This window comes from Halorubrum trueperi (genome assembly GCF_042662525.1).
Taxonomy (GTDB): Archaea; Halobacteriota; Halobacteria; order Halobacteriales; family Haloferacaceae; genus Halorubrum; species Halorubrum trueperi.
On sequence record NZ_JBHSXI010000001.1, the window covers coordinates 780,828 to 795,731 of the forward strand.

At 59.1% G+C, this 14,904-nt stretch carries 10 protein-coding genes and 1 pseudogene; 8 read left to right on the forward strand and 3 right to left on the reverse strand.

The window, feature by feature from the left end; genetic code table 11:
- Positions 1–103: 103 nt before the first annotated feature.
- Positions 104–2,302 carry an amino acid permease gene (locus ACFQEY_RS04030; RefSeq protein ID WP_379765016.1) on the reverse strand — a complete coding sequence of 733 codons (2,199 nt, stop codon included), beginning with the start codon at positions 2,300–2,302 and terminating at the stop codon, positions 104–106.
- A 592-nt stretch (positions 2,303–2,894) separates the two neighbouring features.
- Entirely contained in the window at positions 2,895–3,281 is a 387-nt protein-coding gene (locus ACFQEY_RS04035; RefSeq protein ID WP_379765018.1) for a DCC1-like thiol-disulfide oxidoreductase family protein, read from the reverse strand.
- A gap of 280 nt (positions 3,282–3,561) precedes the next feature.
- On the opposite strand from ACFQEY_RS04035, the gene ACFQEY_RS04040 reads away from it, so the two are divergent.
- The 8 genes from ACFQEY_RS04040 (at position 3,562) to ACFQEY_RS04075 (ending at position 13,802) form a co-directional block, all read left to right on the forward strand.
- Positions 3,562–3,963: a hypothetical protein gene (locus ACFQEY_RS04040; protein ID WP_379765020.1), complete on the forward strand. Its 402-nt coding sequence runs from the start codon at positions 3,562–3,564 to the stop codon at positions 3,961–3,963.
- Positions 3,964–3,968: 5 nt separating this feature from the next.
- Positions 3,969–5,633 (forward strand): DUF8186 domain-containing protein, encoded by a 1,665-nt coding sequence (locus ACFQEY_RS04045; RefSeq protein WP_379765022.1) that lies wholly within the window; start codon positions 3,969–3,971, stop codon positions 5,631–5,633.
- 32 nt (positions 5,634–5,665) lie between these two features.
- Complete coding sequence (locus ACFQEY_RS04050) at positions 5,666–6,445, forward strand: hypothetical protein (protein WP_379765024.1); 780 nt, start codon at positions 5,666–5,668, stop codon at positions 6,443–6,445.
- Positions 6,442–7,554, forward strand: a complete 1,113-nt coding sequence (locus ACFQEY_RS04055) for a hypothetical protein (protein ID WP_379765026.1) — start codon at positions 6,442–6,444, stop codon at positions 7,552–7,554. The genes ACFQEY_RS04050 and ACFQEY_RS04055 overlap by 4 nt, the downstream gene beginning before the upstream one ends.
- Before the next feature lie 35 nt (positions 7,555–7,589).
- Positions 7,590–8,645 (forward strand): hypothetical protein, encoded by a 1,056-nt coding sequence (locus ACFQEY_RS04060; RefSeq protein WP_379765028.1) that lies wholly within the window; start codon positions 7,590–7,592, stop codon positions 8,643–8,645.
- A complete protein-coding gene (locus ACFQEY_RS04065) occupies positions 8,638–10,662 on the forward strand; it encodes a VirB4 family type IV secretion system protein (protein ID WP_379765030.1) in 2,025 nt (674 codons plus the stop codon). Before ACFQEY_RS04060 ends, ACFQEY_RS04065 begins: the two co-directional genes overlap by 8 nt.
- Positions 10,663–10,743: 81 nt before the next feature.
- The gene (locus ACFQEY_RS04070) at positions 10,744–12,147 is read left to right on the forward strand and encodes a sugar transferase (protein ID WP_379765032.1); all 1,404 of its coding nucleotides are present in this window, start codon (positions 10,744–10,746) and stop codon (positions 12,145–12,147) included.
- 341 nt (positions 12,148–12,488) lie between these two features.
- Positions 12,489–13,802 (forward strand): glycoside hydrolase 5 family protein, encoded by a 1,314-nt coding sequence (locus ACFQEY_RS04075; RefSeq protein ID WP_465261628.1) that lies wholly within the window; start codon positions 12,489–12,491, stop codon positions 13,800–13,802.
- Positions 13,803–14,161: 359 nt separating this feature from the next.
- Here ACFQEY_RS04075 and ACFQEY_RS04080 read toward each other — a convergent pair.
- Positions 14,162–14,846, reverse strand: a pseudogene (locus ACFQEY_RS04080) (sugar phosphate nucleotidyltransferase).
- Positions 14,847–14,904: the final 58 nt, after the last annotated feature.

The following is a 14,904-nucleotide window of genomic DNA, read 5'->3' on the forward strand; positions in this document are numbered from 1 at the left end:
CTTAATGGTGCACCTTCCTGGGATCAAAACCAGAGACAATCGATCTGCTCCACTGGCGAAGATGAACCATCTCCTCCACGTGGTGTCTGTCGTGAATCGGAGCTCAGAACAGTCGCCGTTCGACAGCTCGGCGGAGTTTCCCCGGCTGGCTCACCCCATAGACGATGAGTGTCCCGTGCTCCGTTCCAGCTGTCACGGGATCCGATCCGCGACTAACTAGTCGATCGATGAGGTTGCGCTGAATGCCGCTGACAATGAGGAGATCGGAGTTACTGGCCGCACGCTCAATTGCGTCATCAGTGCTCGATTCGAGGATCTGAGTCTCAGCCGGGGAGTCGCAGAGCGCCACCAGCTCTGAGAGATAATCGTCGATAGTGTTTCGCCGGCTGTCGGGCACAGCCGCACTGAGAGGGAAGTAGAATGTGATTGTTGCACCGGCCGCGGTAGCAACTGCGTCGGCCAGTGCAACCTTTGTTGGATCGAATGGTCCCTCATCGGTAACGACACCGATGTCGTTGACTGTCTCGTGGTCGAAATTCGAGACCTCGATAACGTCGCAGGGTGCGTGATCTTCGATCCAATCTGTCTCGCTGCCAAGGAGCGTTCCTGACCCAGTCGACCGCTCGATGATTAGGGTGTCAGTGGCAACTTCAGCAGCGTAGTTGACGATAGCATGTCGAGTGTCGTGACTGACGACCTCCCCGTACCGGATTGGTATCTTCGAATCGGTTGCCCGGTCGGCCATTCGAGCTTCGAACGCGTGGTCGGCCTGTGTAAGAGTCGAGGCTGACTGTGGGAGCGGTGTCTGATCGGGTATCTCGTCGAACTGGGCAACTCGAACCCCTCCCTCTCGGGTGCGCGCTAGATCTGTCGCCAGCTCGATGAGAGACTGTTCGACAGCAGGTGCCGTCCGCTCGGTAACCGCTACGAGGACCTCGGTGCTGTCGGTTTGAACCTGCTCTTCTGTTTGTTTGACCACGTCTCGCCCGACACTCCGGCGGACCGCGTCAGTCATCGCCCCTTCGCGAGCGACCCCGCCGCGGCGATAGACGAACATGTAGTACCAGGCCATAGAGCCAACAATGATGACAACGGCCCCGACCAGCGGAACGAATCCAATGTACCGGAGGAGGACGAACCCGCCGACGATCCCAACCAGTTGAGGGACGGGATACAATGGCGACTCGAAACTGGGGTCATACGCCTCGATCGATCCCTGCCGAAAGGCGATCAGTGCGACGTTAATCAGGATGAACACCAGAATCTTAAACGCGCTCGCGAGTTTCGCAATATCGTCGATAGGCACAAACGCGATGAGGACGAGCAACACCCCGCCAGTGATCGTGATTGCGTTGACTGGCGTTTCGAATCGGTCGCTGACGTTCTCGAAGATGTCTGGTGCGAGTCCGTCACGGCTCATCGCGAAGGGGTATCGCGACGAAGAGAGAATCCCTGCGTTCGCAGTGCTGATCAAGGCGAGCAAGGCAGCGACCACGATGGCTGCCACACCGACTGTGGGAAGCGCCGTACTGGCTGCGACCTGCATCGGCGTCTCCGTGTTGGTGAGTGCCGCCTCGTCTGCGACCCCGACCATCACGGTGACGATCGCGACGTAGATGCCCGCGGTGATAATCAGTGAGCCGAGAATACCCAGCGGCAGATTTCGATCTGGATTCTCTACCTCTTCGGCCACAGAGGCAATCTTGGTAACGCCAGCGTACGAGACGAATACAAACCCTGTCGCACCGAGGATCCCCTCGAGTCCACTGTCAAAGAATCCCGCAAAGCGGACACGGTCGACGCTTGGCGCGCCGACAACGATGAACCAGACCATCACGGCTAACATGACCGCGACGATAGCGATCTGCATCCGTCCAGTCTGTTTTGCGCCGACGATGTTCAAAACGATCAGCAAGGCTGCAACCGTCAGCGCGACGGGTGTCACCGGCAGATCGAACAACAACACCAGATACGGCGCACCGCCAACCAGCGCCAGCGCTCCCTTGAACGTCAGCGAAAACCAGGTCCCGACACCGGCGATCGTCCCGAACAACGGACCCATCGCTCGCTCGATATATAGATAGGTTCCGCCAGCCTCGGGCATCGCTGTCGCCATCTCGGATTTGCTCAGCGCCGCCGGCAACACCAACACGCCTGCCAGGAAGTACGCGAACACGACTGCGGGGCCGGCCATCCCCATGGCTAACCCTGGCAGAATGAAGATCCCGCTGCCGACCATCGCCCCAATGCTGATCGCCGTCACTGCTGGGAGGCCCAAGTCGCGTTCTAACTGTTTCCCCATTACGGCGTGGAAACCCCAGCACGGTGGCTGTGTCCGAACGATCCCGTCCCAAATCGCGTCGGATAGAGAATCCAGAAACCGTTCACGTGTATTCTATAAAAATCGATGTTTCCTATAAAAACCCCGATCATTGAAGCCACCTCGGATGTCAACGTTGGCCAGCAGTACCCGTGCTGACGACACGCTCTGTCTCACGCACGGCGTTCATCACGGAATTCGATTGACATCCTCTCCGCCCTGAAGGGCGAAGATTCTCACGGCACCGCACCGCTGGGTTGGGATGGTTACGGTTTGTAGCGGCCGCGAAAGGCGGCTACTGGCTGTGCCAATCAGCCGTTACTCCTATCCCGGCATGGGATTCAGAGATACTTGTACTTCCTGCATCCCGAACTCCACACACAGAAAGGATGCTTTCTGCGTGGAATCAAGGAATCCCGATATTGTGGCTCTGTTGAAATCCTCAGTAAGTGACAGATTCTGTTCCGCTGCGGTCAGTACAGGGAATTCACGTCCCGACGTAGAACCTCGACCGATCCACGTCATGTCAGAAATCGCGTGTGAGATCCGGAGATGTACGGGGCAGAACGGCTTTTCATTCGGATTGGGAACCGGAAAGACTCCCCTCGACGTGCTCGCAGGACCGAAACCGACCCCAGATCGATCGGCGGTCGGCGACGAATCGGTAGCCACGTTCTCGAATCCATCCCGAATACGGGAGCAGATGCGCTGTTCGAACGATATACCGACCGACGATCCCACAGCGGCTAACACACTCTTCAAGCGCTTGACCGCAGGAGTACACTGCTTCGTCGGTCAACAGGTGCATACAGGTTTCGTATCCGTCCGGAAGCCGGGCCTTCTGATCCGCCGAGAGTTCGCTGAACCCGACGGGATCGAACCTACCAAACCGCAATAACCACCGAATCATATACATACAGAAACCGCACCCATCGTCGTAAGCGAGGCGTGGCACAGCCATACAGGTGATTTGGAGTGCTCACTATTTTATCTTCTCCCGAGCGGGTGACCGATACGCAGTCTGTATTGAGTGGTTTGTGAACCTCTATATTGAGCAGAACCGGGGGCAAATATATCACTTGTTGAGGATTTCAACAGAGCCAACCACGACTATTTTCACGTTCTGAGCGAAGTAGGGTAGGGTAGTTCAAATCCGATAACCGACACAAAATTTATTAGTAGGTTGCTAATTTGTTAATGTAGCTCGTGGTAGCAAGAAACACATCGATTCATATCCATCCATGTCCGCTAGTTCCCCTCCATGGTCCTCCGATCGTGTCTCAGTGCGCGCGGCGTGGCGTCGCGTTGTAGGAAGCTGTCTGCTTGTCGCGATCGTCGCCGTTGAGCCAGTGGCGGCTCAAGAGAGCGCGGTCTGTGACGTTGAGCGACTCCCCGGGATGATATCCGGGTTTTTCCAGCTCACCACGGCGATCGGGCTGATCGGCCTGGTCGTCGTGTGGCAGGCCGACTCGTTGATCGAGTTGTTCACCGTACGGCGGGAACAGCGCGAAGGGATCAAACGCCACAAGCGGACGGCCCTGCGGTCAACGGTGATCCTGATCGTGTTGGGGCCGCTGTACACCGTCGCTGGCAGCGTCATGAACCTCCCACTGGCGGAGTGCGTTGATCTCACCCCCTGGTAGTGAGGATGCAGTACACACCACGGCTGGGAGGGCGGATAGCTGTCGGCCTCGTCGTGCTGGTGACACTGCTGGCTGTCGAGGCGGCAGCACTGTCTGCGACGCCACCGCCGGCCAACGAGAGTCGAACGCTGGATGCCCGCGATCCAGACGCCTGTCTCTCTCCGGCCGAGTACAACGCGACGTACGATCACCCGCCAACCCCCACCCAAGAGCTTGCGACGTGTACCGATCTGACGTACGACGCCCCACCCGCCCACGCCGCAAACTGGACGGCCGAGGCGTTTCCGGCGCTGTCGCCAGGTGAGGCCAATACAAGCGTTCATCCACCGCACGCCGAGCTGACGTCCGATGGTGCTGTTGCTGACGCACATGTCACCCTCTTTGGCGTCCACCCCGCAACGGAGGTCCACGTCGATGACCTGACGACGCGTCAGTACATCGCGCCCAACGGCACGGTGCGTGCCCTGGTCGATTATCGCGTGCGAGATGCCGTGATGCAGAATCGGTCGGTCCTCTCGCATGAGGTGAAAGCGGTTCGGCTGCGGATCGGCGACGAAGACGTTGCGACGACGTCGGGCTCACAGACGCCCGTGCTCTCGTATGCAACAACGGAACCCGGCGCACAGTCGCTTACAATCACCGCCGAGATCGCCGTGACGACGGCGACGAACGGCTCCCGCACGGACACAACGACACAGACGGTGACCGTCAGCGACACCCGCTCCGTCTGGGTCCAGACGCTGGCCCCTGACGCGTACACCGCCGCCTATCCTGACAACACCACCGGCGTGGCTGTGTATCAGGCCCAGCCGTGGCATGGGCTCACGCTCTCGGCTGATGAGACACGTCGCGTGCGGGGTGGCTGGCGCTACTACACGGCTCGTGACACGCGGTGGGATACCCTCCAGCACAGCCGCGCCACTGGTGGTGCTGAGCACGCCACACCGGCACCGCCGATGGACGTGGTGGCGTTTCCAGCCCGGATCGGCCCCCGAGCGCTTCCCGTGCGCGACGGACCGGCCCTGACGGCTGTCTGGGGTGTCTCGACGCCATCCCCGACGCCGCAGCTCCACCCGAACGTCTCCGTCGGTGTCGTCACGGGTGAGTACACGCGATCATACGGGCTGGCCGTTCGGACCGACAGGTTCGATCCCGAATCGGTGCGCCTGCACGGTATTGTGCGTGGCGTGTCGGCACCGCTGGCGTCGGTCACCCGCAGCGAGCGGCCGATCCGGCGACCGAATCTGACGGTCCGGGTGACAGAGACCACCGCCTCGACAGCCACCCTCCGCATCTCGCTGCGAGATGCAGCGACTGGCACCCCTATCCAGCCGAACCGCTCGGCACCCGTCACGCCGATTGTCGATGGTGGCCCACCGGGAACGCTCTCGCTGAACGGCGAGCCGATCAGCCTCGGGGCAAACGGCACCACCACACGGACGGTCCGCGAGCCCGGGCTGTACACCGTTCGCTTCGAGCCCGCATCGTGGCGGACAACTACCCCCGCGTACGTGGGTGCCAGTGACACCGTTCGATGGCACCCGCTTGGAACCATGGCTGGCTGGCTCCAGCTGGTGACCACGCTGCTGTGGGGAGCGTTCCCCATTGCTGTCGCCTGGGTTGCTGGTCGCCGACTCAGCCACCTTCTTTCAGGTACATCACGCCCATGAGTCACACCCTGCCGTCCACCACGAGACGCACCGTGCTGACAACGATCCTGACCGGCGGCGTCGCCACCGTTGCCGGCTGTAATGATACCGGTGGAGCGAGTGATCCTAGCCGTGGAGCGCTCTCGTCCGTTTCTGTTGAGGGAACCACGCTCGCCGTCGAGTTCGAGTCAGAGACGGATGCCACCCAGCTGGCCGTGCTTGCCCCGTCGGGCGAGGCGTTTGCCGACCGAGAACTTACGCCGGGTGCCAGCCGCGAGACGATCCCGCTCGGAACCTCCTACCCCCCTGGTACCTACACCATCCAGCTTGTCGATGGTGACTCCGTGATGGCTGCTGTCGAGCAGCCCATTCGTCCCGACATCGCCATTACCGATCTGCAACTCGCGCGCAATCATCCCGATGAGATGTACGAGGGGGCTGGAGATCTGACGGTTTCGACAGAAGTGATCGTAGGCCTCGAAAACACAGGATCTGGGCCCGAACAGATTACCGCACTCCAATTTAGTGGTGATATTCCCAATCCCACTCCGGACGACCTCTCCGGGAGTGGAATTGCTGCACCCGAAGAGCCTGTGAGATTTGGCAAACCAACAATTGAGCCGGGAGAGTCACTTACGATATACTCTAGAAGCCTTCCATTTTCACCAAACAGCAGCGGAGTCGAATGTACGCCAGAAGGAACAGATGGACAATTCACGACGACACTCACCAGCAGCGTAACTGGGGAAGAGACCGAACGAACGTACACCGTCACTTATAGAGGTGACAGTCTCTCAGAGTGTCAGATCGCAATCGAGGAGAGAGATTCATGAGTGGTATCTCGCTTACTGACGTAGGGTACCAATGGTTCATCGACGTTATTGAGCAGCTTATTGAGTGGTTCACCCAGGGTATCACAAATGGATATCGCGACTTGTCAGAGGCAGTGTTCGGCACACCTGTTCCAGAGACCGAAAACGGACTTCCACTGGGAGATCCACAAAACACGCCGTGGACACAGCTTCATGAGGCGCTTGTCGTCGGTGAGATCACCCTAATCGCGTTCCTCATTCTGATTGTATGTGTCCAGGGACGGCATACGCTTCGTATCTTCAATTTCACCGATCCCATTCGCAATAGACAGGTGCGCCGAACGGCCTGGACAGGTGGAATCCTGATCGCGACGTGGTATTGGATTGCCGTGACGGCATTGTACCTCGTCGATGGATTTGCGATTGTGCTTGTCCCCTCTCTAGGCACAGTGACTAGTGGGTTGACCGATTTTCTCACTGTAACTATCTCAAACCCGCCACTTGGGCTCTTCCTCACATTTATTGGTGCCATCGCAATGTGGGCACTCCAAGCGCTGTTGTTCTTGCGAGAGCTGTTGTTGTACGTTTTCGTGTATGTGATGCCGATCGGATTGGCTGTCGCATACGGTGGTCTCCCCGTCATCTCGGGCATCGCGATGCGCGTTGCGGTCAAGTTCATCCCACTCGCGATCATGCCGCTGCCGGTCGCGCTGCTGTTTCGTGGGTATGAGTTGCTCTTCTCGGAGAATGTGGGGGCGGTTTCTCCTGATAGCGCCTTCTTTGGGTATCTCATCGCCGTTTCGTTGCCGGTCCTCAGCGTGTGGATCATCTGGAAGCTGTTCGCCTACACGACGCCTCGACTGGTCCAAACGGTCAGCAAGGCGACCGGGATGACGGTGACCGCGGGTGCCGTGGCTGGCGCCGCGGCGGTGGCCGGCCCGTGGGCGGGCGCGACGGCCGCCAGATGGGGACCGAAAGCAGCGGTTGGCCAGACAGTCGCCCAGCACATCAATCGTGAGAAATCGAGCACCGAGTCCACAGCGGATGACTCACCGTCACCAGCCGCTGTGCGCAGTGACGACACGGGCGTGCCATCGTACCGTCGAACCGAAAACGAACCCCACCCATGAGTGACAGCTCAGATAACCCCGCGACTCGACGCGTGATGCAAACGCTTGCCGCCGACCGGACGCTTCCGATCATCGGCGTGGACGAACGCGATCTGTACGTCTTGCTCAGCTTTCCCATCGCCGGGTTGCTTAGCGGGACGGCCAGCGGTGTCGACCCACTCGTGTTCCCGCTCGTGTGTGTCGGCCTCGCGGTCGGGGTCGCCGTGGTGTACGCGGCACCCAGACAGCTCCCAGCGAGCACGTGGCTGCGTGACCTGGTGCGGTTTTACCTGCGCCGGCCACGAATCACGCTGCATGATGCAGTGGCTAACGACGCCGCGTCCACAACTGCGGGAGACACGGCCGTCCCCCGGCCGTTCGTCGTCGACGAGCGCACCCAAGAGCTGACGGCGCTCAAACGCGCGTGGCCCGGCCACGGTGCGATCGAGCGGACGGATGGGACGATGGAGGCGTTCATCGAGCTTACGCCGGGGAATATGGATTTCGCGATGGCCGACGACTGGGCGGCCCGTCAGGCCGTCGGCGAGGCGTTCGCCGATCAGGAGTTGACGTTTCAGCTGACGCTGTACACGACGACTGACCCGTACCCGGCCGCCACGCTCGTCGACCAACTGGACGAGCGGCTTGCCGATCCCGAGGTGCAAAACACCGAGTCGGTGCGCGCGCTCATCGCCGCGTATCGCGAGCAACGCCCGGCCGAGCTGGAGGACACCCATCAGATTCGATACTTTCTGGGGGTTGAGGTGGCCCCGTTCGAGGTGTACGAACGCCATCCCGAAGAGCGCACCCCGGCCGAGCGGCTCACGACGCTGCCGGTGGTTGGGATCTTGTTCACGCCGTTCGTGACACGTCGCGACCGGCTCACCGACGCAGAGTTGCGCGGCGCGCAACTCGACAAGCTTCGCGAGCGCCTGCGGACGGTCGAGACGGAGTTCGTCGCGAAAACGACCGACTGCGCGGCTCGCCGGCTGTCCACGGCCGAACTCCTCGGGCTTGCCACGCAGTTTTGGAACGGAACAGACATCGACGACCCGCCGGTTGCCGATCAGGCCGGTGTGGATCAAGAGTCGCGGGGGGAGACCGATGCGTGAGCACGCGCTCCTGCTCGTCGAGAGCGGCGAGGCGGTGTCGCCCGCAACGGTTGTCATTGGGCTCGCCGTCGGTGGCGGCACGCTCGTGGTCGGCCTTCTGCTCGGCGTGTGGCTCCAGGCACGACGCCCTGAGCGCGATCCAGAAGTGGATCTGTCCGCATTCGTCGAGCCACCGGAGCCAACACCCGATCCAGGGTCAGCGGTGGCCACGCCGCGAGCGCGCCAGCAGGATGCGGTCGCGCCAAGTGCGGTCGAGTGGGAGAGTCGGCGCGCCCGGGTTGGCGACACGTGGACGACCACCCTTTACATTGCTGACTGGCCGGATTATCCGAGTGATGGGTATCTCAGCGAGCTGTTCACGCTGACGGACGTTCGGTTTCACGTGACGGCACACATTCGCCCGCGGGATCAGGAGCGGGCGCTCGATCAGCTCAAATCGGCGGCCGACGATCTGAAGGTGGATGCCGACCTGGAGTCGAGCGTTCGGAGCACGTATCTCCACGACCGGGCGAGCGAGGCGGCGGCGACGTACCGGGCCGTGGAAGCGGGCCACCGCGTGTTTTCACAAGCACTGCTGGTGACGGTGCGGGCCGCGGATCGCGAGACGTTGGAGCAGGATGTACGCCGCGTGAAACGCACGCTCCGCGAGCAGCCGGCCGAGCTCGCGCCGAAAACGGCGATCTGTACGCAAGACCGGGCGCTGCGCGGGGCGGCCCCGCTCGGTAGAACGCCCCTCGACCGGACGACCACCTGCGTGAGCGGGGCTGTCGGGGCGTTGTTGGCGTCGCCGCACACGCCCACGCTGTTAGAACCGGATGGCGTTGAGTTGGGGGTGCATCGCCATACGGGGACGCCGGTCGTCGTCGACCCGTTTGCGCGAGAGAACGGGTACGCCACGTTCACCGTCGGCGATCCGGGGTCAGGGAAGAGCTTTGGCGCTAAACAGCGGTTCATCCGGTCGGTCACACACCATGACGACCGGATCGGGGTCATCTTAGAGCCGCTCAACGATTGGGCGGGCGTTGCGGACGCGGTAGACGCCCAGCGGATCACGGTGGGCGGCACGCTTGGGATTAATCCCTTGGAGATTACGCCGATGCCGGAGCACGCCCGCCAGCAGTTGGGCGCTGACGCCAGCCCCTTCACCGAGAAGAAAGAGCGGGTGTTGAGCTTTCTGACGAACTTCTTTGCCCAGCGGGGGATCACGCTTGGAGACCGCCGGACGACACTGGAGCTCGCCGTCGACGCCGCGTATCACAATGCGGGCATTACGGAGGATCTGACGACGCACGATCGGGCCAGCCCGACCCTTCGGGATGTGATCGACGTGCTCGAGGAGCTTGTCGCTGAGCCGGCCGCGTATACGCTGCGCACGGAGGCGGAAGCCGACAAGCTGCAGACTGACGCCACGTGGCTCATCGACCAGCTGCGACCGTTCGCGTCGGACGGCCAGTTTGCACATCTCGGGCGAGCAAGTGAAGTCGATTTCACGGCGACCGATCGCATCTATCTGGATTTGGCGCAACAGGAGGGGCGTGTCGGCGGGCGCACGACGCTGATGATGCAGTTGCTCATCTCGCTGGTGTACGAGCGGGCCAAGCAGACGGACAAAGAGGTGGTGTTCGTGATCGACGAGGCTCGCTACGTGTTGCGAGATGCCGCCAATCTCGCGTTCTTAGAGACCATCTTTCGGCATCACCGCCATCACGATCTCTCGATCCAGCTGGTCACTCAGACGGTCGATGAGTTCTTCGAGCGGCCCGAAGCGGAGATGATCCTCGATCAGTGTGCGATCAAGCAGTTCCACCGGTTAGACGGGATGGACGACGAATGGGCCGCAGAGTTTGGGCTGAACCACGCGCAGAAGCGCTTTGTCCAGGAGGCGGTACCAGGTAATGAGGCGGTCGGGTATGCTGAGGCGCTTATTGGGGTCGACGGTGAGTGGCGTGGGATTGAGGTGCGGGCGTTGGATACTGAAACTGCAGTTATCGACGGCGACAGTGACGGTAGGCGGTGACTACGGCTCCGTTCCGTTCAGGCTGATTTCCCTCCGCGAGGTCACAATTCATTTATATGTATTCGGTCGAACCTACAGGCAATGCTCTCTGGGTGGCAGTATCGACTCCGCAGTGTCGGCGGTGTCGCAGTCATTACTGCCCTTGCGGTAACGGTCGCGAACAGCGTTGTTGTCCACGCCCTTCTCACTCGGCTGCCGGTGGTTGGGGGGCTCGCAGCTGATGCGCCGATGGGTGCCGAACTGGTGTTTGAGGTGACGACAACGGTCGTCATCGTCACCGCGGCGTTTCTCCCGCTGTATAAGCCACGACCGCGGCGCATTCTCGATACGGTCGCGCTCACGCAAAAGCGGGTCATGGTCGCGATGCTCACCCTTGCGGCGATCGGATATTTCGATTATACGTATCGGCTCCCCCGGACGACGCTCATCGTGATCACTCCGATGCTGTTGGTTCTATTGCCTGCATGGTTCGTCTGGATTCGGCGTCGGCCGAATGGCGACGCCGAGCGAGCGATCATCGTTGGCGATGATCCGGCTGAAATCGAGGGGCTCGCTTCCGAGGTCGGCCTTTCTCTCATCGGGTATCTCTGTCCGACGAGTGCGTTCAGGAACAGTGATCGCGAGCCGTCGATGGTCCCCGTTGCAGACGGCGGACTTCAGCTTGCGGGACTCGATCGTCTGGGTGGGCTCTCCCGGATCGAGGACGTGCTCGTCGAGTACGATGTCGACACGGCTGTGTTAGCGTTCGAGTATACGGATCGGGCGGAGTTCTTCGGCACGCTCGATGCGTGTTACGAGCATGGTGTCGATGTCCTCGTCCACCGCGAACACGCTGATCGGGTGTTGACGGCCGAGAGTGACGTGGGGACGCTCGTCAGTGTGGATATCGAGCCGTGGGACATTCAAGACCACATGCTCAAGCGCGGCTTTGATGTTGTGTTTTCGCTCGTTGGGTTGGTAGTGTTGAGTCCCATCATCTGTGCAATCGTGATTGCGGTCAAGCTGGATGATGGCGGATCGATCCTGTACAGCCAAGAGCGCACCGCAGTGTTCGGCGAGACGTTCGAGGTGTACAAGTTCCGATCGATGGTGTCTGAAGGAGCAGCCGTTGAGCCGGTTGCTGATGAAGCGAATGACCGAATTACGCGTGTTGGGCGTGTGTTACGACAGACGCATCTCGACGAGATTCCCCAGTTGTGGTCGATCCTCGTTGGCGACATGAGTGTTGTCGGTCCACGGGCGGTGTGGACTGAAGAAGAATCATTGTTGGAGGCCCAAGAGCGCTCTTGGCGGAAGCGGTGGTTCGTGAAACCAGGGCTGACGGGGCTCGCACAGGTGAATGGTGCGAAAAGCACGGATCCTGAAGAGAAGTTGCGCTACGATCTGCAGTACGTCAAACAACAGTCGTTTACGTTCGATCTGAAGCTGGTTGTTCGACAGATCTGGAAGGTGGGACTCGATGTTGTGGCGACGATCCGGAACTGACTGGTTCGGAGTTTTAGGTGGAGAGGCTCTGTTGAAATCCGCTTCGTCAGACATCATTATGGACAGAAACATCCGGTCGCTGAAGAGTGCGTACTGACCGTTGAGTCTCCTACCTGCACGCATCTACGTTCCAACAATCGTACGAGATACAACATACGTATCTCGCACGTAAGTACCCCGATCTCGCTGAGGCTTGGACCGTTCGTTTCAGGAGCAACGGGCGTCGTGAAGGCAATGTGTTGACTCTCCGCAACGCTATTCTTATCCACTATATAACTGTGGGCAATGGCAAAACGTTTTGAACGTTAATTATATATCATACATTTTGTATAGGACTTGGTGTGATTAACCGAACCAATCGCCGGGAGATTCTACAGATTGGGAGCGCAATTGTCACCGCTGCCATTGCGGGATGTCAAGGAGACTCATCCGATTCGACAGACGCACAATCTGCAGGCGGACCACAGTCGTTCGTTTCCGTGAGCGGGACACAGTTCTCTGTGGACGCCAGAACCTGGTATTTCAACGGTGCACAGTACAGTACGTTCTACGCCGTGGATGATGACTCTGTTCGGACCGAATTACTGGAAAAGGCGAACCGCTTAAACATCAATCTACTTCGAACTCACGGCGGCTGTGCCGGCCAAGGTCCGGCGAACAGGATTGTGGGTCCATACACGCTTCAGCCCGAGTCTGGCGAATTAAACGAGTCCGCGTTCAAATTGCTTGATCGAGCCATTGCCCAGTCTAAGGAGTACGGTATCCGGTGGATTCTCTGGTTAGCCAACAACTGGCGGACAACTGGAAATGGGGCGGCACAGTACGTCGAATGGGCGACCGGAGATCCAATCCCTGACGGTGGGTCGCTCAAACCGGGAAGTCCAGCGAGTACAAAAGAATACAGGGAGTATCATGATCGGTTCTATACGAACGAAAAAGCGAAGGAATTGTACAAAAACTACGTTCGAAAGGTTCTAACGCGGACCAATACGGTGACCGGAGTCGAGTACCGAAACGATCCGTCGATCGTACTGTGGGAACTGCTAAACGAGGGACAAGCACTGGCGAAGAACCGATCGGCGTACCACGACTGGATCGAGGAGATGGCGGCGTACGTCTCAGACATTGCTCCTCAGCAATTGGTCGGAAGCGGTGGACTCGGCACGTATAATGAGATACCCGAATGGACAACAGAATCGGATGCTGACTGGTTCCCGAGTGGAACCGCCATGGACTACGTCACGGTCAATAATATTGACGAAATTGATGCCTGCAGTTTTCATACCTATCCAGACTCCCACCAAGGCCACTGGGGACTCACCACTGAGGAGACGAAACGATGGATTCGTGGCCACATCAAGGACGCACACGAACAGGTCGGAAAACCGGCATATAACGGTGAATGGGGCTACGCAGTACAGCGAAATAACGACCAGCAACAGACCTCGCTTGAGACTCGAAACACGCTGTACGAAAAGTATTACAATTGGTATGATGCGTACGACCTGAATGGGAGCGTCGTATATCACCTATCGCCGGGTGAGATTACCCCTCGCCGCGTATACTCCATTTCGTGTCCGCAAGATCAACGAACATGTGATCTGATCGAAGAGTACGGTTCACGCGTCCTTGACAAGTCCGGACAGGACGTATGATCTGCTGGGTTTTATCAGGTTTATCTGAAAATGGAAATATATAGCAATTTCCCGGTTGTTCAGACTCATCCAGTAAGGAGTTCCGTGATGCATTTGCCCACCTAACTAACATCTGTTTCGTCGTTGATGTGCTAGAATGAACGATGGTCCTCCGCTGATTACATCCTCAAGATCTTGCAGATGGTTCCTGACAGGACTCGGGTAGATATCGACCTACACTGGTACGTGAGTTTTCTGTATTGACCGTAACCGGATCAAGGTGTATCACCTAATGCGGATTTCAACAGAACCGTGAAAGATTAATGACCCCAACCGGTAGCGCTGTCGATGATGCCGCAGACGGGGTCAGCGCTCCATTCTCAGTCGCTCGTCTCGACTGCGTCGTCTGCAGAGTCAGCGGCCCCGGTCGTTTCGGTCTGTGTCCCAGCATCAACCCCGTCTGAGAGACGCCGTTCAGCCTCATCCCGATCTTCGGGATAGCCAACATCTATGCGCCATCCGTCAAGGCCGATGGCATCGATGGTCCGACCCGACTGGATGAGCAGATCGATCGCATCGGAGATTTCGTACTCATCGTGGTTGGAGGGTTGTACGAGGTGACAGGCGTGAAAGATCGCCGGAGTAAATGTATAGAACCCGGTCATCACGAGGTTGCTTGGCGGGTCGTCGGGTTTTTCGACCACGTCGGTGATCTCGCCGTACTGATTGGTGTCACAGACGCCATAGCGGGAGGCGTCCGCCCAGGGTACTTCCTCGACGAGGAATGCGGCGTCGGCGCGGTCCTCGCGCTGGCGACGGACGACGTCTTGGAGGTTCGCCTTGAAAGTTGTTGTCGCCGAGCATGAGCATAAAATCGTCGTCAATATGTTCTTCGACGGTGAGCAGCGCATGGGCGAGCCCATTCTGTTCGCGCTGATGGGTGTAGGTGATCGGAACGCCCTCGTAGGTGTCGCCGTAGTGGTCGATGATTACCTCTTTCATGTAGCCGACGACGACGATGAGTTCGTCCGCACCGAGATCGATCAGCTGAAATGATCTCCCAATCCAATGTCAAAACTGACATATTATGGTCGCTATTCATTTCGTTGCTAATCACACCTTG

What these genes read in the sequence shown, in the direction of transcription:
- ACFQEY_RS04055 (WP_379765026.1), top strand. Translation starts at nt 6,442, where the DNA reads ATGAGTGGTATCTCGCTTACTGACGTAGGGTACCAATGGTTCATCGAC.
- ACFQEY_RS04070 (WP_379765032.1), top strand. Translation starts at nt 10,744, where the DNA reads ATGCTCTCTGGGTGGCAGTATCGACTCCGCAGTGTCGGCGGTGTCGCA.
- ACFQEY_RS04040 (WP_379765020.1), top strand. Translation starts at nt 3,562, where the DNA reads ATGTCCGCTAGTTCCCCTCCATGGTCCTCCGATCGTGTCTCAGTGCGC.
- ACFQEY_RS04065 (WP_379765030.1), top strand. Translation starts at nt 8,638, where the DNA reads ATGCGTGAGCACGCGCTCCTGCTCGTCGAGAGCGGCGAGGCGGTGTCG.
- ACFQEY_RS04060 (WP_379765028.1), top strand. Translation starts at nt 7,590, where the DNA reads ATGCAAACGCTTGCCGCCGACCGGACGCTTCCGATCATCGGCGTGGAC.
- ACFQEY_RS04045 (WP_379765022.1), top strand. Translation starts at nt 3,969, where the DNA reads ATGCAGTACACACCACGGCTGGGAGGGCGGATAGCTGTCGGCCTCGTC.
- ACFQEY_RS04035 (WP_379765018.1), bottom strand. Translation starts at nt 3,281, where the DNA reads ATGGCTGTGCCACGCCTCGCTTACGACGATGGGTGCGGTTTCTGTATG.
- ACFQEY_RS04030 (WP_379765016.1), bottom strand. Translation starts at nt 2,302, where the DNA reads ATGGGGAAACAGTTAGAACGCGACTTGGGCCTCCCAGCAGTGACGGCG.